General features: G+C 55.5%; 23 protein-coding genes. 3 read left to right on the forward strand and 20 right to left on the reverse strand.

Features of this window, described 5'->3' with window-relative positions:
- Positions 1-171 precede the first annotated feature (171 nt).
- The 12 genes from Pr1d_RS24600 to Pr1d_RS24655 all read right to left on the reverse strand — a co-directional run bounded on the left by Pr1d_RS24600 (position 172) and on the right by Pr1d_RS24655 (position 11,893).
- Positions 172-1,002, reverse strand: coding sequence for a PEP-CTERM sorting domain-containing protein (locus tag Pr1d_RS24600; protein WP_148076526.1), 831 nt, complete (start codon positions 1,000-1,002; stop codon positions 172-174).
- Positions 1,003-1,061: 59 nt separating this feature from the next.
- A complete protein-coding gene (locus Pr1d_RS24605; protein ID WP_148076004.1) occupies positions 1,062-2,153 on the reverse strand; it encodes a DUF6268 family outer membrane beta-barrel protein in 1,092 nt (363 codons plus the stop codon).
- 140 nt (positions 2,154-2,293) lie between these two features.
- A complete protein-coding gene (locus tag Pr1d_RS24610) occupies positions 2,294-3,148 on the reverse strand; it encodes a pyruvate, water dikinase regulatory protein (protein ID WP_148076005.1) in 855 nt (284 codons plus the stop codon).
- 117 nt (positions 3,149-3,265) lie between these two features.
- Positions 3,266-4,510 carry a serine hydrolase domain-containing protein gene (locus tag Pr1d_RS24615; RefSeq protein ID WP_148076006.1) on the reverse strand — a complete coding sequence of 415 codons (1,245 nt, stop codon included), beginning with the start codon at positions 4,508-4,510 and terminating at the stop codon, positions 3,266-3,268.
- A gap of 87 nt (positions 4,511-4,597) precedes the next feature.
- Entirely contained in the window at positions 4,598-5,149 is a 552-nt protein-coding gene (locus Pr1d_RS24620; protein ID WP_148076007.1) for a PH domain-containing protein, read from the reverse strand.
- Between the two features lie 153 nt (positions 5,150-5,302).
- Entirely contained in the window at positions 5,303-6,667 is a 1,365-nt protein-coding gene (locus tag Pr1d_RS24625; protein WP_148076008.1) for a phage portal protein, read from the reverse strand.
- Positions 6,668-6,781: 114 nt separating this feature from the next.
- Positions 6,782-8,410, reverse strand: a complete 1,629-nt coding sequence (gene terL, locus Pr1d_RS24630; RefSeq protein WP_148076009.1) for a phage terminase large subunit — start codon at positions 8,408-8,410, stop codon at positions 6,782-6,784.
- Complete coding sequence (locus Pr1d_RS24635; RefSeq protein ID WP_148076010.1) at positions 8,407-8,856, reverse strand: hypothetical protein; 450 nt, start codon at positions 8,854-8,856, stop codon at positions 8,407-8,409. Before Pr1d_RS24635 ends, terL begins: the two co-directional genes overlap by 4 nt.
- A 105-nt stretch (positions 8,857-8,961) precedes the next feature.
- Positions 8,962-10,107, reverse strand: coding sequence for a GNAT family N-acetyltransferase (locus Pr1d_RS24640; protein ID WP_148076011.1), 1,146 nt, complete (start codon positions 10,105-10,107; stop codon positions 8,962-8,964).
- An 84-nt stretch (positions 10,108-10,191) separates the two neighbouring features.
- Positions 10,192-10,755 (reverse strand): ParB N-terminal domain-containing protein, encoded by a 564-nt coding sequence (locus tag Pr1d_RS24645; protein ID WP_148076012.1) that lies wholly within the window; start codon positions 10,753-10,755, stop codon positions 10,192-10,194.
- A 61-nt stretch (positions 10,756-10,816) separates the two neighbouring features.
- On the reverse strand, positions 10,817-11,071 hold the full coding sequence (locus Pr1d_RS24650; RefSeq protein WP_148076013.1) for a hypothetical protein: 255 nt from the start codon (positions 11,069-11,071) through the stop codon (positions 10,817-10,819).
- Between the two features lie 141 nt (positions 11,072-11,212).
- Positions 11,213-11,893 (reverse strand): hypothetical protein, encoded by a 681-nt coding sequence (locus Pr1d_RS24655; RefSeq protein ID WP_148076014.1) that lies wholly within the window; start codon positions 11,891-11,893, stop codon positions 11,213-11,215.
- Between the two features lie 37 nt (positions 11,894-11,930).
- On the opposite strand from Pr1d_RS24655, the gene Pr1d_RS24660 reads away from it, so the two are divergent.
- The gene (locus Pr1d_RS24660; protein ID WP_148076015.1) at positions 11,931-12,170 is read left to right on the forward strand and encodes a hypothetical protein; all 240 of its coding nucleotides are present in this window, start codon (positions 11,931-11,933) and stop codon (positions 12,168-12,170) included.
- Positions 12,171-12,288: 118 nt separating this feature from the next.
- Here Pr1d_RS24660 and Pr1d_RS24665 read toward each other — a convergent pair whose 3' ends face one another.
- The 6 genes from Pr1d_RS24665 to Pr1d_RS24695 all read right to left on the reverse strand — a co-directional run bounded on the left by Pr1d_RS24665 (position 12,289) and on the right by Pr1d_RS24695 (position 17,520).
- A complete protein-coding gene (locus Pr1d_RS24665) occupies positions 12,289-13,326 on the reverse strand; it encodes a S1 family peptidase (protein ID WP_148076016.1) in 1,038 nt (345 codons plus the stop codon).
- A gap of 1 nt (position 13,327) precedes the next feature.
- A complete protein-coding gene (locus Pr1d_RS24670) occupies positions 13,328-13,921 on the reverse strand; it encodes a hypothetical protein (protein ID WP_148076017.1) in 594 nt (197 codons plus the stop codon).
- 1,101 nt (positions 13,922-15,022) lie between these two features.
- A complete protein-coding gene (locus Pr1d_RS24680) occupies positions 15,023-15,208 on the reverse strand; it encodes a type II toxin-antitoxin system HicA family toxin (protein WP_148076018.1) in 186 nt (61 codons plus the stop codon).
- Positions 15,205-15,492, reverse strand: a complete 288-nt coding sequence (locus Pr1d_RS24685) for a type II toxin-antitoxin system HicB family antitoxin (RefSeq protein WP_148076019.1) — start codon at positions 15,490-15,492, stop codon at positions 15,205-15,207. The genes Pr1d_RS24680 and Pr1d_RS24685 overlap by 4 nt, the downstream gene beginning before the upstream one ends.
- 148 nt (positions 15,493-15,640) lie before the next feature.
- A complete protein-coding gene (locus Pr1d_RS24690; RefSeq protein WP_148076020.1) occupies positions 15,641-16,720 on the reverse strand; it encodes an endonuclease/exonuclease/phosphatase family protein in 1,080 nt (359 codons plus the stop codon).
- Positions 16,721-16,953: 233 nt separating this feature from the next.
- Positions 16,954-17,520, reverse strand: a complete 567-nt coding sequence (locus Pr1d_RS24695; protein ID WP_238476588.1) for a MogA/MoaB family molybdenum cofactor biosynthesis protein — start codon at positions 17,518-17,520, stop codon at positions 16,954-16,956.
- Between the two features lie 95 nt (positions 17,521-17,615).
- Here Pr1d_RS24695 and Pr1d_RS24700 point away from each other — a divergent pair, with 95 nt between their 5' ends.
- Entirely contained in the window at positions 17,616-18,812 is a 1,197-nt protein-coding gene (locus tag Pr1d_RS24700; RefSeq protein WP_148076021.1) for a HEAT repeat domain-containing protein, read from the forward strand.
- A 5-nt stretch (positions 18,813-18,817) separates the two neighbouring features.
- On the opposite strand, the gene gmd is transcribed toward Pr1d_RS24700, so the two are convergent.
- Both gmd and Pr1d_RS24710 read right to left on the reverse strand, forming a co-directional pair.
- Positions 18,818-19,876: a GDP-mannose 4,6-dehydratase gene (gene gmd / locus Pr1d_RS24705; protein ID WP_148076022.1), complete on the reverse strand. Its 1,059-nt coding sequence runs from the start codon at positions 19,874-19,876 to the stop codon at positions 18,818-18,820.
- Positions 19,877-20,007: 131 nt separating this feature from the next.
- Positions 20,008-20,964 (reverse strand): GDP-L-fucose synthase family protein, encoded by a 957-nt coding sequence (locus Pr1d_RS24710; RefSeq protein WP_148076023.1) that lies wholly within the window; start codon positions 20,962-20,964, stop codon positions 20,008-20,010.
- Positions 20,965-21,407: 443 nt separating this feature from the next.
- Here Pr1d_RS24710 and Pr1d_RS24715 point away from each other — a divergent pair, with 443 nt between their 5' ends.
- Positions 21,408-25,679: a tetratricopeptide repeat protein gene (locus tag Pr1d_RS24715; protein ID WP_148076024.1), complete on the forward strand. Its 4,272-nt coding sequence runs from the start codon at positions 21,408-21,410 to the stop codon at positions 25,677-25,679.
- Positions 25,680-25,683 lie beyond the last annotated feature (4 nt).

Here is a 25,683-nt window from a genome sequence, read left to right on the forward strand (position 1 = left end):
ACATTCAGCAACTATTTTTGTGCCACTTCGCAGATTGTGGCCTGCAAGAACTCTTCCCTAGCCGAACCGCCACTCGGTCCGGGAATGAATGCGACTAAGCGAAAAGTAATAAAACAGAAGCAAACGGAGAGAACGGAGTGGGTGTTCTCCGTTCTCTCGGTTTCTCCCTGTTCACATTCCCCGGAGGCAGGTGTGCCTCCGGCTGAGAAGCGTTAGATTCGCTGCCATGAATAGCAACACGAACGTTGATGGTTCGGGCACCGCAGTTGAAGCTGCCGAGATTGGGACTTCGCCATAATTCGCCTGCCAGTCGCTTAGGCTGCCGACGTTTGGATTACGTTGCCAAGTGAGAAAATCAGCGCCGTCGAAGTCTCCATCTTGATCGAAGTCGACGCTCGTTTGATTGAGATTGTCGAGAATATTCTGGCCGATGAGAGCGTGCAAGCGCGGGTCGTTGTCGATCGAGGTGTGCGTGATCGATGTGTCGTTAAACAGCACTTCCGTGTTGATGTTCGTGGCACCCGCAACAAAGTCTTCTCCCTGAGGTTCGAATAATCCCGTGGAAATCTGATAGTAGTTGATGCCCACATCGACGTTAGTCGGCACCATGTCGATCGCACCGGATTGATAGGCCACGGGATCGAGCTGGATTACGAGATCGACAGTTAACCCCGCCGGTTTCAGAAAATCGTCGGCAAGCTCGAATGCACTGTTACCGCCAAAACTATGGCCGACGAGCACCAAGGTACTACGGTCGCTTGTGTATTGCTGCACCCAATCATAAGCCTGTTGCCGTTGTGTCCACTCGAAAAGTTTGCCCTCGTAACCGGGGATGCCGAGCATGGTGAGCGTCGAGTTGAGAATCCCCAGCCCCGTGCTCGGGTTCGTATCGGCTAGGAAGCCGTTAAAGAACACGACCTGATTAGTCAGTGCCGCCGCAGACTGGACGGAACATCCAAGCAGCACGACCAGGAACAGCAACCAACGTGAAGTATTTTTCATCCCCTGATAATACTCTGTTCCCGGCAGACCTCACAACTTATTATTTGCGGCAACCGTGTTCACAATGCCCAACTCAGCTGCACAAGGCCAAGAAATCCAGGGTCGATATCGATCTCATCGCGCCGATTGTCGGAAAAGGAGTCGGACTGAAACACTTGCCGATCGAAGACATATCCCCCTGAGAGATCCAAACTCAGCCCCGCGAAGAGCTTCCGTTGCAAGCCAAGTGTGACGCGCTGATCGAAGAGGTAGAGCCGCTGGTTCTCGTCGAGGCGTTCGTCGAGCCAGTAGGTTTCGTTCACCACCTGATAGCCGCCGTAGAGGCTCCAGTCCTCGTTCAATTGCCACTTCGCTAAGACATCAACATTGGTCAGCGGAAAATAACTTGCCGTTAGAGTGAAGGTTTCGGTCGGTCGGTAGTGTAGCGAGAACGGCACACCAAGGTTAGCAGTGAATTGATCGCTGGGCCGCCAGACGTACGCCACTCCCGGCAGCGGATAGGGCAACTGCGAGGTGGGGGAGTAAAACACACTTAGGTTCCACGCGTCCCGATCACCTCGGGGAATCTCTACAAAGGTAACCACTGTTGCGGTCATATCCCGCAGCGCGGCAAAAGGCTGATCGCTGTCAGAGCCAACCGTCAGAATTGTGCCGGAACTCCAGCCATTGTCCCACTCACGAAAATTCATGACTCCCGTTTGAATCTGCCACAATTCTCCCGGCATGGCGATGAGTGAATCGGGGAGCACGGCCAGCGTGTTGATCGATGTGTATTGCACGCCACCCGTCGCTAGCCAGACATTACCCTCAGCAAGTGAAAGTGGCGCGGCCAACTTGATCTCGGTTCCCGCTTGTGACCAGTTCCCCGGCTGACTGGCAAGGTTCTGCGTCGGCAGCCAATAGGCCTGACTACTAAAGGGAGAACGCTCTCCGCTGGGAGCTCCAACCTTTCGCTTGGCCGGTCGAGACAGAGTCGGCAAGTCGACAAGCCCCTGCGACACATCGGCCTCAAGATCGCGGCTCGGAGACAACTGAAAGTCTACCGCTTCGATCCCACCGAGGTCACTTACCACAGCTTGCTGTCCCTGCACATCGAGACCAGCCGACCACAAGAAAACACACACAACTGGAGAGATTTGCCAGCGATGCATGCCACCCCTCCCCGTCGTTTCTTCAAGTGCTTCGTGAGTTCAAATAGAGCGGGAAGATCGTACCAGCATGGCTAGCTCCGTCAAGTCCAGCGAGAATAGCGAATTCAAAGGGGATCAGACTTTTGCGCTGCTATCACTTCTCACCGCGCTGCCAGTTCCAACGCCTTCAGTACCTGCACGGCAGTCTGTTCGATGGTCAACTGTGTCACGTCGATCAAGGGGTAGCCTCGTCGCTGGCACTCCTGCTCAAACTCGATTACTTCCCGAATCACGCTCTGCAGGTCGTCGTAGTCGGTGCCGGGAGAACCGGCATGTTTCATCCGTTCCACACGAATCTCATGGAGCCGCTTGGGCTGCATCGTGAAGGCGACGATCTTATTCTTGCCAAGTCGTGTAAGCTCTGCGGGAAAACCTGTCACCGGCGAAATCGACACATTGGCTACCTTGAAACCACGCGAACCTAAGTACAACGTCGTGGGACTCTTGCTCACACGGCTCAAGCCTACGATCACGATGTCCGCTTGTTGTAGTGTCGCGGCACCCAGACCGTCGTCGTGTTCCATCGCGAATTCCATCGCCTCGATCCGCTTCTGATAGGTGGCATCCAACTTGTGCAGTTGCGAAAGATCATTGTCCGCCAATTGTCCGACGCAGTCTGCCATGAAATCAAACAAGGGACCGGTCGCGTCGAAATGGGGCACGTGCTGCCGCACACAATACGACCGCACGAATTGCTTGGAACTCGCATCGGGGAGCCCATGAATTACAATTGCACGTGGCCCCATGATCCCATGCAGGACGTGTTCGAGCTTTTCGTGTGTATCCGCCAAAGGGTGCGATAGAATCTCGAAATCAATCCCCGAGAACTGTGTTTCAGCAACCGAGGCAAGGCGAAACAGCAGATCACCCGTAGAGCCCGAAATCAAGTGGATCGTATAGGACTCGTTGGGCTTCTCAGGCTCGCGATCAGAGGCAGCTTGTCGTTTTTTTCCCATACTTCCGTTGTAACAGACAGATAGGCCGGAACAAGCCGTGCGCAGTTCCGGCAAGACATCGTCACACGCAAAACGATGCCGGAACTAGCGTTGCTCGTTCCGGCCTACAACTATCGTTTATTTCCCTTCGACAATCGCATCGTACACCAGTGGGTTCGCTACGACGAATGTGCTGTCCCTGTAGGGCAAACTCTGTTCGAGGGTAACCACGGTGAATTCTTCGCGCGGGTTTGCCCAATACTGGGTACTCGCCATTCCGCCCCAGCCGTACTCGCCAAGCAGACGTCGATCTTCCGCAGGGATCGGCTTACACACCACACGGAAGCCCAGGCCGAAACCTGCGCCAGGATCATCGGCCCAGCCGGTCTTGTCGTCGAGTTGATTGTGTGTCATGAGCGCTACGGTCTCCGGTTTGAGAAATCGCTTTCCGCCTGCCTCGCCACCGGCAGCGATCATGTTGAAGAACCGCCAATAGTCGGAGGCCGTGGAAACAAGCCCCCCGCCACCCGACAAGAATGTTGCCGGCCGCGCATACCGACTCGTCGCGGGGTCATCTTCCACGGTCCACTTGCCCTCTTTCTGCTCATAGCAAACGGCGAACCGATCGAGCTTTTCAGGGGGAACTTGAAACGCCGTATCAACCATCCCGAGTGGCTCAAAGATCCGCTCGCTTAAGAATGCATCAAGCGGCTTGCCCGATACCCGCTCCACGACCGCACCCAACACGTCGGTCGAAGTGCCATAGTGCCAGTCGGTTCCTGGGTCGAAGATTAGCGGCAGACCAGAGAGTTTATCGATCACGTCCTGAAGCGTGCCATTACGGTCCAAGAGATCCTCCTCGGCGTATAGCCGTTCTACCGGTGATCCCTCGGGGTTGCCATAGATCAATCCCGAAGTGTGCGTCATCAACTGCTGGATGGTCATCGCTGACTTCGCTGGCTGATTGCCCGCCTCATCGTACACCGTGCGATCGGCCAACTCCGGCAGATACTTCTCGACCGGGTCATCGAGCGCGAGCTTTCCTTCCTCCACGAGCATCAACGCCGCAGCCGTCGTGATCGACTTGGTCATCGAATAGATCCGCACGATCGTATCTGCTTGCCAGGGCTTTTGGGCTTCGGCATCCATGTGCCCAAACTGCTCGAAGAAGACGACTTTTCCCCGCCGCGCGACCAAGACCGATCCGCCCACGATTTCTCCGTCTTCGACGCGCTGCTGCATCACCTCGCTGATCTTGGCGAGCTTCTGGCTCGACATGCCGACCTCTTCGGGCGAGACAGTGGGAAGCTGTTGGGCAAGTCCGTAGTTGGTGAGAAAAAGAATCGCCAGACAATTGAATAAGAAAATCGTTCGGAAATGCATCGCCTGCCGCCAAGGGTATGAGTATGGGAATTGGAGCCTCAATTAGAGTCGAGTCACGCATCGCCTGCAATCCTGTGGAGTATTGCTTCAAGAATCCTCGCGGAGGCGATCAATCTCGCTTAGCATGTCACGCACTTCCAACGCATTCTTGACGGCATAGACATTGATCGTGGAATACACTCCCCCGGAAGTCGTTGTGATCAAAATCCCATCGATTTCGCAGAGGCGCATCAGTGGATTTTGAAAAGTCGCATAATCGACAATCGCCCGAAAATGAAGTTTTCTATCTCGTCTGGTGGAGCCCCCCTCTTTGACACGAAGGAAATCTCCCTCAACCGCAACTTCCAAAGCGGTGGCCCATCGCCGAGCAGCAAAATGTCCAAAGACGAAGTAAAGAGTCGCTCCGATCAGCAGCCCCCATCCAATTCCAGTGATTGCTCCACGCAGAAACTCGCTCCAAACTTGTTCCGCGTTTTCGAAATCCCGCTGTCGATCCTTGCTCGTACTGGCTCCCCCGAAAAGAAAACCAAACGCAAAAGGCACGATAGAACAAGCGATAAATGATTGCACGCGATAGAATCTGCACAACTTGTCGCGTTCGATCTCGATAGGAAACGTTTCAGGATATTGGTCGTTCATGCTTGGTATTTTCCCATGAGCGCCGATAAGCGTCAATCAGTGGTTTGTCATGTCAAAGAATTCTTTGCCACAACGACACGACGGCACAACGGACTAAACTCATTTCTACGTTGTGTCGCTGTGTCGTCGTGGTTCTTTATACCCTCCGGTCGCTTACGCTTCCCGCTCGCCTTGGTGCATGGCCAGGTTCTTTTGCTCTTGGTCGTAGTCAAGCCCCAGTTTCAGGCTCCAGGTTTGCGGCGAAAGGATGCCTTTCTCGAAAGCGATCTTTTCGACTTGGCAATGCTGCAAATGGTTACGCACTTCTAGCGATGGGGGTGTGATCTGGATGTCGACCAGACGGCGAATGTCGTTAGGTAATCGTCCTGCCAAGGCAGTGTTTTCAACAGCCCGCCACATCACGTCGCGGTCGTCGGTTTCTAGGCCGGCTTGCAGACGCTGGAACATCTTTACTGCGGGGCCTTCGGCCACCAGCGTCGAAGCGTAGTTCGAGTTCGACGCGTCGGAGGTGAACATGAACTCTGGCATCACCAAGCGGGAGGCGACCGCACGCAGTTCGGCCTGCAACACGGCGACAAAATTGCTCGCGTCAATCCCTGCGGCGGGGAAGTCGTACTCCAAGCCCGCCGGGGCATCGAGGATCGTTCCCGGGGCGTAGTGCGACAGTTGCCGCGTGCGACTGCCGGCGGAAGTTGTCTGACTCTGATCGGCGACGAACTGCTCCACGCCGCTGCGAGACGCGCCCCGATGTTTGCGAATCAGCGCGATGGCCGACTGGATCTCGGCGACTACACTCATGTTGCGGAGCAGCTTGTCGATGCGGCGCAAGTTCTTCCGCACGGGGTAATAGAGCGGCAGGCCACGCTTGACGTTCGCGTCGACGTTCGCCTTGCGATGCTGAATCGCCGCCGCATCCACCGGCTGGCCATCGATGTAATAGCCCAGCACCGACTCCACGTCGCGCGGTTCGGTATGGATGCCAAAAGTCGCCTCGGGGACATTGACCAGCTCGCGCGGGGTGGCCACTTGGTCCGGCTCAACAAACCGCACGCGAGTGATGCCGTGGGAATCGACAAAGTAGCGCAGAAACACCTCGCCATCGCGGTCCAATCGTCGCACGATTTCCTGCTGCCGCGCTTGCCAATGATTCACTTCGAGAAACTCATCGATGACTGTCTGCACTTCGGTTTCCAATTCAGCGCTGGCGTGGGTTCCCTTGCGGACGCAAGCCCGGTAGACGTGGCCTGTGCCCACCAGATAGCTCACGCGGTTCTCGATGCCATTGATAGCGAACTCGTTGGTGGCCGCCAGATGACGGACTTGATTGCGGATGTCAGCGAGTTGCTGTTCGGTGGCAAAGGGGACGCTGACCCCCTGCCCCGCCTGGCCGTTGGTGGCGACACTGTCCCACCACTGGCCAGTGTCGTCGAGGTAGGCGCTGCGGGGATCGACGAACAGATCCCACAGTGCGTCGCAGGCTTCGGTGAGGCGGTGTTCAAGGCGGGTGGTGTCTTGCATTTGGATTCTCCTTTTAGGTTGGTGTCATAAATAGGTGTCTTTGGCGAGCCGTAAGCGTTAGCGCCCGGAGCATCCTGCGCGACGAAAGAGTTGAAGTTCTCCGGGCGCTTACGCTTACGGCTCGCCTCCGATCAGCCGGCTTCCGAGGCCGTCGTTTCTGTTTCCGCTGCCGTAGTGTTCCTCCGCCAGGCGGAGCGCCATCTCCAACGCGTCGGGGCCGTCGTCGTGGCTGCCTAGCGGGAAATCTCTGAGTTGATCGACCAAGAGCTGCGTGCCGGGGCTGGCAGCGAGGAACCGCACGCGTCGTTGGGCGAGGTACGGGCCCAGACGGCGAATGCGGACTTGCTTGTTCACATGGTTGTGAATCGCTGCGGGAGTGCACCAGTGGATTCCCTGCCGGGCAAACTCGCGGACGAATTCGTCGGCTAAGAGTTCCTGGAATTGGTTCGCCTCGACGCCGAAGGCATCGGCTTGATGGTGCCAACAGAGGGCTACGCCGCTCGCGACGATTTCAGGAGTGGGCCGGCGGGCCAGGTCAGCCTCCACGTAGAGCATGCCGCGGCGGTCGATTCCCAGCACGACCAAGGCCGAGTAGTCGCCGTGCTTTGAATCGCGACCTTTGCTGGGGTCGAGGGCGATCGTTTTGAATTGCAAGTCGGCAGGCCAAGCTTGAAACCAGATCGAGTCATCAAAGTATTCCGCCGGCCATTCGCACCGCGCGGGATCGAGGGGCGAACTCTGCTTCTCGCGCTCGAAAGTGGCGTGGCCTTCCTGAGTGCGCATTTTCATGAGCAGGTAGAGGTCTTCCCGCTCGGGCCATAAGAGATCCGCGCCGGCCTGCATGGCCTGACGATTCTTCTGGAAGAAATTCCAGGCGGCCTGCCCCGCATCACGTCGCGAAACGTCCGTATAGATGCGTTCCCACTCGGCCCACAAATCCATGTCGGTGGGCCAGCGCTCGATGGCGCGAAACTTGCGCGAGATCCAACCCGGCGTGCGGTCGAGTTGCATCGCCAGGGCATCGCGGTGCAGAGCTGTGGCGAGGTTGAGGATGTTTGTGCGTTTGTCACCTGCTTTCAGGACGGTGCCATGAAACCAACGACTGCTCGTATCCCGTTGGTAGGCCGATTGCATGTGCTCGTCGTTTTGCAGATCGTCGCAGACGATCAGCGACGGACGATGGGCCCCGTGGCGACGGCCGCGGAGTCGTTGCCCCGAGCCGAAGGCCTCGACAAGGGTTCCGTTATTGAGCAGGAGACATTCGGTGACATCGCGCTCGAAGTGGACATGTTCGTACTCCTGGGTGATTCGCTGGTTCTCGACGAGTTCGCGCTTGAGGTTGGCCAGATGCATTTGAGCTTGGGAACTGGTATCAGAGAGGATCCAGACATAGGGTTCCCACCCCTCCAGGGCGACACGCAGCACATAGGCCAGCGAGGCGATGGTCGACTTCGCCCCGCCACGTGGGCCGATCACGTTGAGCTTGGTTCCCCGTTGTTGGGGGAGCAGATCCAACTCGGCAGCCAACCAGCGATGCATCTTCGAGGGTGGGTGGACAAAGTGCCGTGCGAGATACCGCCGCCCCCAGGCGAGTAAGTCGAGGCTCTGATTCCGCTCTTGCGCGCGGGCTGCGGTGCGCCACTGGCGATTCACACCTTGTCGCAAGCGGCTTGCCAGTGTTTGCTGCGGCGTCGAGTCCGTTCGCAACATTTGATCGACCAGGCTTTGTGTGCGAGAACTCACTTCAGCGCTCCCTCGCTCGTGTGAGTCTCACCCTGGGCCAGCGAACCCAAATCGGCCAGCAACTGCTGGCGATCCTCCAGATTGCTCACGGACTTGACGATGATTGTCGTGAGCGAATCCAGGAAAGCGACCAATTCGGCATCGGTCCAGGCGCGGCTGCCACGCAGGGCAAATTGTTTCTGAGCCCGCCGTTCCAGCCACCACGTCGCGGCCCGCCAATGTTTTTCGTCCTTGGATGCACTGTGCAAGCTGCGGACAAAATGAAACTGAGCCTGCCCTTCGGCTTGCTCCACCTCCGAAGCGAACGCGGGATTAGAGTGGAGCTCGTCGGCAAGTTGCTCGGAATTCCACCCAAGCGCCTGAGCCGCCACGGTGATTTCGCACCCCATGGCAACCATTGTCCGAATGGCTCGCTTGTCGCTCTCGGTGATTGGTTTGTCTTCCATGGTTTTATATCGTCGTTTCGTAGGCCGGAACAAGCCGTGCGCAGTTCCGGCAGGCCATAGTCAACACCGCCGCCATGCCGGAACAGCGCTACCGCTCGTTCCGGCCTACGGGTTGCCTATAAATTCAAACGACACTACGGCGCGGCCCGTGGCGCTGCGGTAGTCTTTGAATCGTGTGGATTGCCGCGTTCGTGAACCGGCTTTGCGGACGCTTACGGTGCGCCATTGGGGCGAATGCTTACAGTGGCGAATCAGCGCCGGGTGGCTGCTGGTGACGTTGATCCGCAGGCCGGCTTGCCGATGTAATTGGGCTACTGCCGCGACCACGCGCATGCCGATTCCCATCCCTTGGAAGTCGGGGAGCGTGACGATCCGCGTGAAGCGGCGGTGATTTTTCTGGGCGATGATCGGTAGCGTTGCACAGAAAGAGACTGGCTCGCCGTTCCAGAGGGCCAGGTAGCAGCGGGCTCCCGGGGCGATCTTGCCACTCAGATAGTGATGTCGCGCAAACAGTTGCCAAGCAGCCACCTGGCAGCGATAGATTTCCAGTTCGATAAGTGGCCGCCGAAGCCGCCTCCGTTCTAGCCGAACGGTGGCCATGTCCAACACCCAATCCGCTTCGAGCCACTCGGCCACATCGTAGTGGCAAGTCACCGCTACAAACCGGCACGGAATCGATCCACGTCGAATCCCTTTGGCAATAGCCGTCGAACAAGCCTTCGCCACCGTGCGATCCACAACGCTGGTGAATTCGTCGAAAACCAAAAGAGGTGCGAGCTTCGAGTTACGAGTTGCGAGAGAAGACGGTTCATCTTGCTCAAAACTCGTAACTCGCGACTCGAAACTCCTTCCCAACGCTCTCGCTAAATCACATCGAAACCGCTGGCCCGTGCTGAGTACATGATACGGCTTGACCCATGACGGGGGCGAGCTGAAGCCGACTGCGGTGAAGAGCTCCACCACTTGCCGCATCGGCATGTCGCCGAAACTATCGACGACTGCTTTGTCCGCGGGCCAGTCGGCGGCGCCAGCAATTGCATCGCCATAGCATTCCCGCGCGACGGTGCTCTTGCCACTGCCCGACGGACCGACGATGAGTCCAACGTCCCAGGGTTCGTCTTGCGTGGGTAGTTCCACGGAAAACCGCTCGGTGCATTTGTCTTCCAGCGGCACATCGAACATGCCGGCCACCTGCTGCACGCGGAAAGATTCAGGGACGGGGCAGGATACGGTGATGTTGTGTTTGGTCATAATTGTTCGTTCCTCACTTGGTTGCGAGTTTCGAATCACGAGTTGCGAGCTATTCTGACTCGCGCCTCGAAACTCGCGCCTTCCCTACAATGTCACGACTCGGCAACGATAGCATTGCCCATTTACGAACTCATATACTTCTTGCTGCTGCTCTTCGTCCTTGCATTCCACCACGACCTGGTAGGCGGTGGGGATCGGGGGTTCGGGACGCTCGGCGACGGCGTCGAGATCCTCTTCTACTTGCTGCATTTCCGCTTCGAGTTCGGCGACCATGGCTACGAGTTGCGGATTATTGAAATCGCACAACTCGATCAGATCGTGCAGTTGCTCTTCGTCGGTTTCGGCCAGCGCGGTGAGGGGGTCGTGGGTGAGCAGAATCTTGATCGTCTCGGCTTCGTCTACGTCCAGCACTAATACCGGCACCAGGGCGTCAGGAGTGGTTTCGGCCCTCAGGTGGCCATCGATGATTTCCAAGCGTCCGTCGGGGAGTTCTCGAGCGAGCAGTGCGTCAGCGTAGCCGACTTCGGCCAAGATGCCACGCATGGCATTCCGCTGGGCGACGGGGTGGGTTCGCCAGTTGCGAATGTTCGGCACGAGTTCGCTCGCGCGCACTCGGCGGAGTTCTTGGATGCGGTCGCGGATTTGCATGGGTGAGTATCCTATTCCAGTGCTCCGCTCCGCCTCGTGAGGCTCGGCAGGCGCGTTACGGCTATCGTTCGTTTATTAAGCGGCCAACCAAGTCGCGGAGTTCGCGGATGTCGGTGCGCAATTGCTCGGTGGTGTGCTCCAATGCCTTGAGGCCAGCTTTCACTTCGCCAATCTCTCGGGCTGAGGCGAACCTACTTTCGGCGGTTGGTTCTTGCTGCGCTTGCGCGAGCGCCAATGCGAGCGACGCCGACAGAAGCGCAGCGATCAACGTCGCCGCCGCTGGCCAACCGAGTTGTTTACGTGGGTCACTTGTCATCGTGAGATTCCTCTCATTGTCATTCCGAAGGAGTTCCGCGACCGAGGAACCTAGGTAGAGCATGTTCTCGTTCTCAATGCATGTTCTTGTCGCCACCCAGATCCCTCGGTCGCTTAGGCTCCCTCGGGATGACATTTCTAATTACTTCACTCCTCCACCTGCCGTTTCACTTCTCAGGTTAGGCGAATCGGTCGGCCCAAGCGGTTCTTCGGTAGGTCGCACTCCGGCGGCCATATCGACGCGGTTGGCATCGCCAGCAAACGCGTTGAGATACTCGAGAATCTGCACGTAGCTGCCGTACATTCGCATCGAATCTTTCACGTAGATAAACGTGCTGCGGAAGCGGCTTTCCAGGCGGCTCCAATTGACGATCGCCCGATCGACGGCTCCGAGCAAAATCAATGCATTCTGACTGCGAAAGTTGAGCTGACTCGCCAGCGGGATGTTGGGGTCCGTTCCATCGAGCGCCCACGGCAAAGCGATCAACCCGCCGGGGGCCTCTTGCACTTCGTCACCCCCGAAGGGGTTCGTCGAACCCAGGAGCGTAATCTTGGTGTCGGTCGCGTTCTCGATCAGCTCGCCGAGCGGCCGCTTGTCGGGATTGTAGGTCACCCGCCGCCGCATGCGGTCGCTCGCCAGCAGGTGTTCGACGTAGTGGTTCTTGGTCGTCTCGTCCAAGCCCCCGCGGACACCGAACTCATCATTCGAGACAACCTCGCTACGAAAGTCAAAAAGGGGTCCGAGGGCGGCGACGATGTGCAAATTGCGAAACTCCGAGATTGCTCGTCGAAATTGTTCTTTTCCAGGATCTCCAGCAGGCATAGATTCGTTCCTTATGGTTAGTGGTTAGTGAAACGTGGTGTTGTCGAAAGCCGGGGGATTGCAATCCCCCGGCGTTACGTTCGTTCCTTACTGTAAGACGGAGTTCGTGCTACGCGTTCCGGCCCACAGTGAACTTCGTTGGCGCGATGTCGTTGAATCGTTCGCGGAGTTCGCGTCTCAGCTGGTCGGCCCACTTCGCACGCTGCGGATCAGCGTCACTGTCGGCAGCCGCGTCGAGCCGGTCGAGTGCAAGGCGTCCTGCAACTGCGTCTTGTAGCGGGTCACGTCCCTCCAGTCGTGAAAGTTGTAAAAGTTCTTGAGTCTCATGGTCGTCACGCTCGATCGGTTGATACTCAGCGCGAAACGTATCGTCCGCGGTGGCGGTCGTCTCCTCACTAGCTGCGAAAGGGTTCTTTGCAACGACCTCCGGCGCCGCTTCGTTTCCAAACTCGTCCGATCAGCCAACCGCCGACGCTGCCAGCCGCAATCACTGCCCAGCCCGTCGGTCCGCTGATGCCGAGCAAACTTGTCACAGCCTCCGCAACGCGACCGGTACCACTTGCTTTGGCGAGTTCTGTAATTCGTTCCGTAAGCGATGCATGCCGCGAGTTACTCTCTGATTCCAATCGATCCACCCGCTCCACCAACGAATCGAACTGATTCTTCTCAATGCCCGGCAACTGCGGTTGCCGTGGTTCATGTGGTCGTGGGTTCTGCACGGGAATCTGCGGCACCACACGAGGGCACGTCCCATTCGGGCAGGCATGCAACGTCGCTGTGCGCCGCCCCAACACGCGATCCAAGAACCGCCGCAGCGGTGGGCCGGTACTCGCGTAGGTAATGCCTGCCGATTCGCCCCACGCGACGGCGACCAATCGGCCTTGGCTGTCGAATACGCCGCCGCCGGAGTCACCAGAGCGCACCGCATCGCCAATTAAGATGCTGCGCTGCCCCGTTGAATTGGATTCGCCCACAATCGGTCCCGTCGCACAACGATAATCACCTGTGGGGCCAAAGCCGCAGGCACTCAATTGGTCGCTCTGGTTGAAATTGAATTCGACAGTCGCGGTCGTGTTCGCCGGATTGGCGATCACCACTGCTGCCAGATCAGCATCTCGGTCCAGGTCTACCAATCGAGCCCCGTGCGACTTCGTCCCAGGAAACTCGACGACGATTTCACCCACGCCCTCAGTGAACAGATGGGCACAAGTGAGAACAAGCCCTTGCGCGTCGCTCTTGTCGACGAGTGTGCCACTGCCGACGTTGGTAATCTCGCCGAGCCTGTTGGTCACGCGGCACACCGCTTCATGCGGCACGGTATCTCCCTGGCAACGGTTGCACATCGCCAAGAGCACCAACAGCAATACGGCCAGCCAACACACTCCGGCGACTGTCGGGGCGAGACCACGATTCTTCTCTCTTGCTAGATTCATCTCACACTCCCCTCAAAGTGAACCGGTAACGGTAAAACGAACTGCGGGCCAAATCGGCAGGCTCGGTGATGCGGTCTGCCAAATGCGGCACTGGATCGACATGGCCCCCAATGCGATCCGCCATCGCGCACGCCTCAGAACAGAACGGCGGACGTTTTACCACGTGCGAATCGTCGGTCGTGGGCCGCATAAACACGCGCCACAGCGGCACATGTAACAGGGCCGCTTCCAGCAGACCTCGATAGCCATAGTCGCACCCAGTGAGTTGCAGCATGTGTTGAATTGCCCCATGGCGGTCGTACTCGGCCCACCGGTTGTCGGGATTGGTGGCAAACACATCGATCCGCCCGGGGAACTTGCGAACCTGACTCGCAAGCGTCACCGCCCGGCCTCCCTTGAGTTCCCGCACTTCACAGCAAAAGAGGGTGTCCCCCCACCAAATGGCCCGCGCCGCATGGGTGTAGGGCGAACGACCCGCCGTGCCAATCAGCCGCGCGAGGAGTCCGCTTCCACGAAAGAGCAGCAGGTCGCCATTCCAGATCAGCGAGGCACACTCGCTGAGCCGGACCCGTTTTTGCTTTTGATGTGTCACCATCAGTTTCCTTTGCAATCAAGTAGGCCGAAACAAGCCGTGCGCAGTTCCGGCAAAGCGTGACGTGTGGCGATGTCCTGCCGGAACTGCGCGGGGCTTGTTCCGGCCTACATCTTCACCAACGAAAAAAGCCCGCCACCGGAAAATGAATTCCAGTGACGGGCTCGTGAAATACCCTGGTCGGGCTTATATTCGATACCTCATCAACCCCCGCAGCCTAGCAGAAGGGGTGGCACAATTTCTACAAGAAAGTTTGGAAGAAGTTGCGAGTTTTGAGTTGCGAGGCGCGAGTCAAGAGATGTGATTCGTGTCTGTCATCCCGATGGGAGTTTCACGACCAGAGGGATCTGAGTGGCAAAACGTTCAGGCAAGAATCTTCAGATATGAATCAGAAAGAAACAGAGGCAATGAAGAACGTGTCATGGCCAGCAATAAAGCAGCTTGCTATCTAATTGATTTCTGTATCTGTTCATTGATGCGGTAAGCAGCGGCACAGCATGACTCTAATAACTGTTCCTCGTCATGTCCACTATCACTTACTTGCCTACCCCACAAATCAGTGCCCTCGGCTATCCATGCGCAGTTTGCCACTTCCCGCAATCGAAAAAACCATCCTGGAACCCGATCAGCTATGGGGTATTCTTTTTGCACTTCTTCGGCGTCGAGTATACGTACAAATGATTTCATGCGACAAAGCTAGTAGCCATTGGAAATTTATTTCGACATCCCTTTGCAGTATAACGTTCACAAAAAACCACGAACTCACTCCGAGTCCATCTCTTCCTCAACCAACTTCCATTATCGGCCGAGTCTTCGCCACGGGCAATTCCCGACCCGTTTGCTGAAAGTGGTCGATCACGTCTTGTACTACTTCGCTCAGTTCTTGATAGACCCGTACTGGATCGGCGCCGTGAATGCCGGTGATCAGGTCCGGGCACCTGCCGATGAAAATCAGATCTCCTTCTTTCCACTCGACTACTTGGTGGAATTGGTCAATGGTTTGTATCCTTGTACCTCTTCTGTTTCCCGTAGGGTGGGCACCGCCCACCAAAGAGTGATATTAAAATGGACTTGTTTATGGTGGGCGGTGCCCCCTACATGCTTTTAACATTCGCTAACGCCCAGTTGTCGGCAAATGCCTCGCGCCGTGTAGTCGTTAATCTCCCGATGTCGTGGAATCGCGGCTTGCTGTTCGTTGGCAGGATTTACCCAAACCGAGTGGCCACGTCCTTCACGCAATAGTTCACAACCCTGGCGACGCAAATGCTTCAGAAGATCCTTTCGCTTCATGAAGCGATCTCTCCTGCCAGGTTTTCTTCCATCTCGGTACTCACACTCAAATGTAAATACACTGGTTCTTCGATATCCATTTCCGGATCACTCACCTGGGGATTCGGCAGCGGCAAGGATTGGCCAAGTTCCAAGCGGGTTTCTGCAACATCGAGTAGGGCTACCGTCAGTAGGCGACGTGCTTCGGATAAGTCTTGCCCGCAGGTGATGGCTGCCGGGAAGTCCATGACCTGAGCGTGAACGCCGCCATCGACGTATTTGTAACCCGCTTTGTAACGTATCATTTGGAACTCTCGCCTATTTGTGGCTGACAATTCATGGCATTAATAGATTATTCGACACGAGTCTATTATACCCTTTCGGCGAGAAATGCCAAAGCGAGTAGAGAATATTTGCTCCCGCCGACAACCAGGAATGACTGGCGTCTATCAGTTAGCGCCTAGTGCCTTCCAATCGCCGATTGGCGACGCGGCCTTGGTAGTCTCGCTCATAGACACTGAACTCGGCCCACACCGGAAAATGGTCGGAGATTTCCAGGGCCTGTTGCTCGGTGAGATTGTAGTTGCGCATCACGTCGAACACGCCCGAGCGACCCGTGTATTCGGTGGTCGAAGGTTGGTGGATGATGAGGTTGTCGTACTGATTGTCCTGCCGCGTGTTGGTCCATACGCCGGCGATCGTGGGGAAAATGCCCGGCATTTGTCCTAGGCGATAGAGATGGCGGTCGTCGCTGTGAAAATCTCCTACCAGTATCACGTCGTCTTCCTGGCGGGCCGAACGCCGTACCACGCGATAGACCTCGGCCAAAGCGTCGAGTTCGTCGTTCACCTTGACAGGGTCGGTGCGATTGTTCACCACCGTGAATGTAAAGGCTTCATCAGGGTGGACCCCTCGCGTCGTGAAAGTTGCCACCAGCGGTTCGGCAAACAACAGATCGTCGGGGTCGCTGATGGTGTAGACGCTTTGGCGGTCGACTTCGATGCGTTCGGTGTCGAATAGGTAGAGGAACTGTTCTTGGTTGGTCGTGCGACCTACCCTGGGACCGATGATGTGATCGTAGCGTCGCTGGGGGAAATTGCCGCCGGGGTTGTTGACAAGCTGGACGAAATTCGGGACTAAATAGTCGTTGCTCGAACGGATTTCCTGAATGGCAACGATATCGAACTTGCGGATGATGTCGGCCAGTCGCACCATCACATGTTGCTTGCCCGCCTTGGTGTTGCCCAAGGCTTGGACGTTGAACGAAGCGATTCGAATCACGGGGCCGCTGTTGGGTTGCCCAGGTGGCTGAATCGCGCCGTTGTTTCCCGTGGAAGCGGGTTGATAGGGCGAAGAGTCGGTCGGCGGTGCATTCCAATTGCCAGGACTGCGATACTGGGTGCCGGCTTGGGGAGAGTTCTGCTGACTCGCGCCAGACTGCGTGGCAATGTGCTCAAGGCCACCTCCTTGAAGAAAGGTGTAGCCGAGCCAGCCGATCAAGGCGAGTGTTCCTAGTGAAAGTATCCGTTGCACGACCCCCTCCTTGGGTGACGAACAAGATGGTGAAAGAGATTGAAAAGCGCAGCATGTTCCCGGGCGAAAAAGTGGACGAAGGGTAGCGAAAAGGTGCTATCGCGACCAGATGTGTTTTCCGTGCTAGCGTCGCACTGCTGTTACGTCTTTCCCACGCAGGCGGGAATCCAGACGGTGGCGGTGAACCACTGGGTTACCGCCTGCGCGAGAATGACATGGAGTTGACCGCTTTCTTATCGTAGGGCGTGGTTCACGAGATGGCCCAACTCGGGCAGAATGAGTTTGTCCATCGCCAGTCGTACGGCTGCTGACGAGCCAGGCATGGTCAGCACCAGCGTCTGGCCGATCAATCCACCGCAGGCGCGGCTAAGCATCGCGGCAGCGCCGATTTCCTGATAGCTGAGCGAGCGGAGCAATTCTCCATAGCCTGGAAGTTCTTTGGTCAAGAGCGGAAGTATCGCCTCGGGCGTCTGATCACGCGCGGCGATACCAGTCCCGCCCGTCACAAGAATGGCATCGACGTCGTCGCGCGCTGCGAGTGCTGTCACAAGCTCGGCCAGCGGCAAGGGATCATCGGGCACAACGATGTGCTCAACCACTGGGTGTCCCTTCCCTTGCAGGCCTTCAACAATAAGGTGCCCACTCTTGTCCGTGTCCAGCGTACGGGTGTCGCTCACTGTCACCACGGCACAGCGGACTGCCGAAGGTGCGGATTGACGGTGTTCTGTGGCCGAGGGGCTACAATATTCTTCGCTCATAGGGACCGCCAAGAAAGGAGAACTTGCTACTTTGATAGCCATGGGCCTGGCGCCCACGGCTACTATACCTCCACTTTTCAAACTATAATAAAGCATACCCGCCCAAGTGAGGAATGACACCCGTCTGCAACGCTTCCATGAAATGGCTATCCATTACTATTGGCCTGACTCTCATCGCTGCGACCAGTGTTCGCGCGGATGTGTTCCATTTGGCCGAGGGGGGGAAGGTCGTCGGGCAGCTTGTTGATCGCAGTGAAGACGGTAAGTACGTAGTGAAAACCTCTAGCGGTGCCACAATAACTTTCACCGACGACCAGGTCGAAGATGTCGAACAGCAGAGTGAGCATCAGCAAGCCTACGAGGCCCGGAGCCGTGCACTTCCTGACACGGTTGCCGCCCATCGTTCGCTGGCTGATTGGTGCAAACAGCATTCGCTCTCCGATTTGGCCGATCACCACTTGCAGAGAATCTTGGAACTGGATCCCGAAGATCCCCAAGCGCGCTCCAGCCTTGGCTATCAACGTCATAACGGCAAGTGGCTCACTCGCGACGAAATCATGGCCGAGCGCGGCATGCAATTCTACGACGGCACCTACCGCACGGCCCAAGACATTGCCCTGCGCGAACGCGCCAAGATGCGCGAAACCAGTTCGGACGAATGGTTCAAACAACTGCGACTATGGCGCGACTGGCTCGACAATCGGCGCGCAGGGCGGGCTGACGAAGCACTGCAAAACTTGCGTGCGGTGACCGATCCGGCGGCGGCAACTTCGGTGGTGAAGCTTCTCAAGAGTGAGCGCGATCCAGTCGTCCGCGACTTGTGGATGGAGATTCTGGCCCAGATCGATCACCCAGCCGCTGTCGCAAGACTGATCGATCTTTCGATCGACGAACCGTACCGCGAGACTCGCCTGCAATGTCTCGACTATTTATTGCGCGCCAGACGTACGATCGATATCACCCCCTACGTGAAAGCACTCAAGAGCAAGGACAACGAGACCGTGAACATTGCTGCTGAGGCACTTGGGTTAATAGGCAATTCCGATGCGATCAGTCCTTTGATTGACTCTCTGGTGACCACCCACAAGTTCCGCAATCCAAACGCTCAGCAGGGGAATATGAGTGCGTCCTTCGACGGCAGCGGCGGTTCGGCCTTCAGCGCCGGCGGCGGGCCTAAAATCATCCAACAGGACATGCAAAATGTCGAAGTCCGCCGGTCACTGGTGAAACTATCTGGATCACAGGACCATGGCTTCAATCCGACCGCTTGGCGGCGTTGGTTCGTGAATCAACAGAGCGACCAGCCTTACGTAGATCCGCGGCGCGATCGATAAGTTTTCTACAATTCGCCACGGGCGAGTTGCATGTCGGCGGCGACCATCATTTTGGCAAGTTCTGCGAAGCTCACCGTCGGTTCCCAGCCCAATTCTCGGCGAGCCTTGCTAGCATCTCCCACCAAGTGGTCGACTTCAGCTGGTCGGAAATAGCGAGGATCCACTCGCACAAGTACGCGGCCATCGGGACCGAGTCCCGTTTCATTCAAACCTTCGCCCTCCCACGTTAACGGCAGATCGGCTTCGGCAAAACAGAGTTCGCAGAATTCTCGCACGCTGTGGGATTCACCTGTCGCAATAACATAGTCCTGAGGTTTGTCCTGTTGGAGCATGAGCCACATCGCTTTGACGTAATCCCCCGCAAAACCCCAGTCACGCGTTGCGGCCAGGTTGCCTAGGAACAAACAAGCCTGCAAGCCACTGGCAATTCTTGCCGCGGCCCGGCTTATCTTGCGCGTGACAAAGGTCTCACCGCGACGCGGAGATTCATGGTTGAACATGATTCCATTCACGGCAAACATGTCGTAGGACTGCCGATAATTGCGCGTCGCATGGAAGGCCATCACCTTGGCAACCGCATACGGACTCTGTGGGTCGAAAGGGGTACTCTCCGATTGCGGGGATTCGCAAACCTTACCAAATTGCTCCGAAGACGACGCCTGATAGAACTTGGCCCGAATTCCCTCCTCTCGCATGGCTTCCAGCAGGCGGATCACACCGATCCCGGTCACTTCGGTCGTGTACTCGGGGATTTCAAACGAGACCTTCACATGGGACTGAGCGCCCAGATTGTAAATCTCGTTGGGCTCCACCGTGCGGAGGATGTGGTTGATGCTCGATGCGTCGTTTAGATCTCCGTAGCACAATCGCAATCGCACGTCCGCTTCATGCGGGTCTTGATAGATATGGTCGATGCGGTGCGTATTAAACGAGGAACTGCGACGGACCATGCCCCACACTTCATAGCCCTTGCTAAGCAGCAGCTCAGCCAGATACGAACCATCCTGGCCAGTGATGCCAGTGATTAGTGCTCGCAGGTTGTTACGCGGAGGGGATTTGGTCATGGAAAACAGGTCGCTTGTTTTCTAATAGCCGTCGCCGGAAGGCGATGGTTCACGCCTTTATATCCATCGCCTTCCGGCGACGGATATTAAGGACACTTGTTAGTCAAACACATATCTTTGTGCTTTAAATTCTAACCATTTTTCGAAGTATTGCCATGCTGCAAGTACCAGGCATAGGTTTCTGCAATACCGGCTTTCAACTCGTGCTGTGGCTTCCAGCCCAATCGTTGCATGTGAGTCACGTCGAGTAATTTGCGCGGTGTGCCATCGGGCTTGGTACTATCAAAAACCAATTGAGCCTCGGGATAGACAATGTCGCGAATGATGGCAGCCAACTCCGCGATCGAAACATCGGTTCCCGTGCCAACATTGATCGGTTCTTCGTCATCGTAATTCTCAAGCAAGAACGAACAGGCATCAGCCAAATCTGCCACGTGCAGAAACTCCCGCCGAGGAGTGCCAGAACCCCAGATGCTGACTTCCTGTTCGCCGGCAAGCCGAGCTTGGTGAAACTTGAGAATCAACGAAGGAATCACATGCGAACTCTGGGGATCGAATTTGTCGCCCGGCCCATAAAGATTCGTCGGCAAAGCAGCGATGAAATTACACCCATATTGGCGACGGTAGTATTGGCACGACTTAAGTCCCGCGATCTTGGCTAGCGCGTAGCCTTCATTCGTAGTTTCGAGTGGCCCCGTGAGCAAGAACTCCTCGCGCATCGGTTGCGGGCAGTCACGGGGATAGACGCATGAGCTTGCCAGGTACAGGAGCTTTTTCACATTACTCTGCCAGGCGGCACGCAAGACGGTTGCTTGGATGAGAAGGTTGTCGTAACAAAAATCCACCGGCTCGGCGATGTTGGCACCGATCCCTCCTACCTTACCCGCCGTATGAATAACATAGTCGGGCTTCGCCTCGGCAAACCAACTCTCGACTGCGCGACCATCTCGCAAGTCGAGTTGCTCGCGACTTGCGCTGAGGACATTGCCTAACCCAGCAGCATGTAATCGTGAAACGACATGCGATCCTACCAAACCCCGGTGGCCGGTAACGAATATTCGGTCTTGAGGTTGGAGTGTTTGGGACATAGTTGGATGACTCTGTGTGCCCACTCTCATGCTTCTGCATCCGAGTGCTAAACTTAGGAATCAGTAGGAGCGTGTACTATAATTCCAGAACGTCTCTTAAAAAACCACTCTGCAGCCACAAAGCCGATGTCGCTTCCAAAGGGTGCGATTTCGCCGGAATTGGCTGCATAACCTGAACAGGAGTGTAGGGAACATGGGGACTGTAGGGCTTGGGGGTTGGGAGGCCATTTCGTGATCGTTGACAGGTAAAATCCCGGGTATAGGATGAAAGCTGAATCTCTCTCTTAGAACGAGAATAAGCACGTTCGGACCTAGGATCTTAGGAGCCTGCGGGCCACTTGCTGGAATATCCCAACCGAATTCTCTTGACCCTCGTACTGGGATATATAAGGCTGGGCTGGAATTCTCATAGTCAAAACACAAAGGTTTGATCGAAGACCAACATGCAAAGATATCGCGTAAATTATCGTCTGTTGATGACCCTCTTTGGAGGTGGCCTCGTCCTGTTGGTCGCCCTGTTTTTCTTGCAAAGGTGGCAAGTCAATCGCAATGCTTCCTGGTATCTCGAAAGTGCGCGCGCCGCTCAAGAAAAAGGGGAAACAGAAGAAGCCTTCGATATGCTGATGAACTATGTTCAATTGCGAAAGGACGAAGATGAGCCCCGCATCGAACTTGCGAACATCGGACTTGGCATTATTAAAGAAAACGAAGCCCCTCGTGAGACCCTCGCCAAGGCTTTCGCAATTCTCAACGAAACGGTCACCCGCACGGGTGATCCCCATCTCCGCAAGGAACTCACCGAGATGATTATCGGCCATCGTCCTCAAGATGCGCTGAACCATCTCAATGAATTGCTTAATGAGAAACCTGGGGATCCAGAATTAGAGTCCATGCAAGTGCAGGCCTTATACAAAGTTAAGGGGAGCAAAGTTGCAATGGATAAATGTCTGACGCTTGTTGGCTACGACAAAACGACAGACACTTTCGATTCTGCAAATGCCACTGCGAAAGAAAGGCCTGAAGTCTACGCTATGCTTGCAGCCTTGGTACTGGAGCGGGATGAAGACAAGGAATTTGCTCGCCGCGTGATAGACGAGATGGTCGCCGAGAATCCGGAATCCGCGGATGCCCACCTCAAACGCTCCATCTTCCTGCGAACTTTGGGAGAGGAGGAAGAGGCCTTAGTAGCTCTTGAAAAAGCCTACGAACTCGAGCCTAAAAGTGTAGATGTTGCCCGGCAAAAGGGTGCGGTCGCTCTTCAGGAGAAGGATTACGAGACTGCAGAGAAGATCTTTGCTACTGCATTGGAAGAAAACCCTGACAATGCGATTCTCTATGAGCTCCTTTACAGGACGCACGTTCAGCAAGAAAAGCTTGAGGAGGCACTGGCGATTCTAGACCAAGGCATATCAACTCTTGGCGATAGGCAATTACTCGGTTTTTCACAATTGAAGCTAGACGTCTTGTTGCAACAGCAGGACTATGACGCAGTCAATCAAGTGCTAGAAAAGCTTGAGCGTATGCAGAATCCTGGTTTAAACCCATTCATCGATTTCACAAAGGCACGAATCCTGTGGCAGAAAGAGCAATGGAGTGAAGCTGCCCGGCAGCTTGAGAAAGTACGGTCAAAGTTGATCGACTTCCCTAATCAACAAGCAATGGCGGGGGGCATGCTGGCCGCAAGTTACGAAAAGCAAGGGAAACTCGACCTCGCCAGACAGATCTATACCGAAGTGGTCGATAAGTTCCCCACTTATGAGGCGGCCAAGAGGAGTCTGGCAGTCGTGGAGAACAAACTCAATCCGCAAGCGAATTCTGAAGGGCTCAATTTGGATAGAGCAATCAATGAAATGGCTGCTAAGCCTGCTGAAATGCAGGATTGGACCGAAATCGAGTCCATGCTCACAAGCATAGCCAATGAAAACAAAATCAGTGAGTCAGGAATCGAGTTGCTACGAGCGCAGATCTTGATGAAACGTGGCAAGTATGAAGAAGCCAAGGAGAAGATTCGGCAAGCTGCACTATTGGACCCCGACGATATTCGAGTGCGTTACGCAGCAATCTCTTTGCTTTTAGAGGATCCGGAAGCGGGACCCAAGCCTGCCCTAAACCTACTGGACAAATTGCAAGAGCGATTTGGCGATTCACCTCAAGCGCGTTCCGTTAGAGCCTCAATCCTCAGAGCTCTCAATGGCCCTAACGTAACTCAGGAACTAGAGGAACTTTCTAGCGGTATTGACCAATGGTCCCCGGTCGAACAAGTACAGATCGAGTCAAGCATCGCGTACCAGTTCGAGTTGCTCAAGGACTATGAAAAAGCAAACAAGCATTGGAATCGAGCTCTTGAAATTACGCCTGAAAACTTGCCAATAAGACAGCACATGTTCGATGTGGCACTCCAACGACGGGACATTCCTGGAATGCTCGCTGCTGAAGATCTGATCCTCGATTTGGTAAAGAACGAGGACGACGGCGATTACGTTCGTTCTCAGGTTCGTCGAATCCTCCTCGAGTTCACTATGGAAGAAGCCACGCGAGAAGATCTTCTTGCAGCCCGAAAAAAACTGGATCGTGCCCTGAAACGACGTCCCGAATGGCATGAACTGCATATCCTCTACGGCCAGTTGCTATTGGTTTTAGAAGAAGATAATGATTTGGCCCTGCAACACTTGAATGACGCTTTGAAATATGGCCCGCCAAACAACAACGCGCTCGCTTTGCAGGTGAGATTACTCGGTCAACGGGGAGACTTTGCAGAAGCCCGCAAGAAAGTGGAAATGATTCCCGCTGCCATTCGTATGCCGGTGCTAGGACGCACTGAAGCCGAGGTTTTTCTGCAGACAGGTGAACCGGAGCTGGCTTTCGATGCCGCCAAGAAATTAGCGGAAGCAGAGCCTGACAATGCTTCTACCCAGGTGTGGTTCGCTCGTATTGCTCAATCTAGCGAACACTTAGACGAGGCTGCTGAAGCGCTGACCAGAGCAACTGAATTGATCCCTTCCAATGCGGATGTCTGGATGCAACTTCTCGGCGTCTACGCGTTACAGAAGGAAAATGCAAAAATCGAAGATACACTGCGCCAGGCCCAACTAGCGGTCGATGCCGATATCCTTCCATTGCTGATCGCCAAGAAACTGGAGTTGATGGGTGATTGGTCCGGTGCAGAGAAACTCTACTTGGCAAACTACTCTACTAGCATGGAAGAGTTGCCCATCCTACAACGGATGGCGGAATTCAGCTTAAATGCGGCAAAAGCGGGGAAATTCTCTGTCAAGAAGGGATATCCTTACCTCAATGCCATTCTGCGACTTGCCAACGAAGGCAAGGCCGAAAAAGACAACCATTATGTTGCTTGGGCGCGCGAGCGGGCAGCGCGACTGCTTGCCAATTCTGGTGACTATCAAGAATCGCTCGAAGCACGTCAGTTGCTCAATCCGACAGGTGATCTAAGTAATCTCTCTCAGAAAGATAAGGCTCTTCTGGCCGAGATTTTGGCGTCGCGAGGCGAGCCAGAGGCTCAGCTCAAGGCAATAGAACTCCTCACCGAGATGGAGCGCCAGGGCACGATAGGTCAAGATGGCATCGTGGCTCTCGCACGGTTACTGGGGAAAGCAGGAGACTGGGAGCGGGGTCGCCAGCTGATGCTCGATACACTCGCCGATTATGGCGACAACGAGCAAGTTTCTGCCACATTTGTCGATCTCTTGATTGATAACGACGAGTTCACGTTGGCAGATAATCGACTCGACAAGCTCAAGGAAGTCAATCCGAAGAATCAAAACATTATGCCGCTAAGCATCAAGTTGGCTGCCAAGAGCGGGGAACAAGCGAAACTGCAGCGACTCCTCCAGGGCATGCTACCCAGACTTACGGGTGCACTTGATGAACAAGAACTCAACAACATCCTAGCAGTTGCCCGCATGGCAGCTGAGAACGACCAGATCGAGATCGCTGCTAAACTTTACCCATTGTATGCTCAGCGAGTAGGAACAGCGGGTGCCGCATTGGAACTCGCTCAGTTCCTTGCGATGCACGGAGACCCCGGGCAAGCTATGGATATGCTAAAACAGCTCTTTCCTTCGAATATGAATCAGACAGTGCAAATTGCGATTGCGATGCTGCGACAGCGCCGTGATGAGCTCGGCGATCAATTCGATGCCGATGTCGACAGCATGTTGGCTTCTGCTTTGCGCGATGATCCAGATTCCGCCCAGCGGCTCATACTCCAAGCCGAAGCGCTCGAAGTTCAAGGAAAGTATGATGAAAGTATCGCGGCCTATGAGAAAACGCTGAAGCGGGACGACCTTCCCACTTTGTTGAGGGCTGCAGCAAGGAACAACTTGGGGTTTATTCTCGGACTAACCAACCAACGTGTGGATGAAGCACAATCTCTGATCGATCAAGCATTGGAAGTCTACGGGCCCTCAGAAGATATCCTCGATACCCGAGCTGTCGTACGAATAGCCGGCAAAAATTACGATGGTGCCGTCGAGGATATGGAACTCGCCACAGCACTAAGCAGTGACCCGATCAAGTATTACCACAAGGCCCTAGCGAATTTGCTCGCAGGAAATGATCAGGTTGCACAGAAGGCATGGGATCAAGCGCTGGAACTGGGCATCACGAAGGAACAATTACCTATTTTGGAGCAAGCAGAATTCGACCGAATCAAGGGTGAAATCGAGGGCTTGCAGACCCAGAATGCGAACCTCTAATTGT

Source organism: Bythopirellula goksoeyrii (assembly GCF_008065115.1).
Taxonomy (GTDB): domain Bacteria; phylum Planctomycetota; class Planctomycetia; order Pirellulales; family Lacipirellulaceae; genus Bythopirellula; species Bythopirellula goksoeyrii.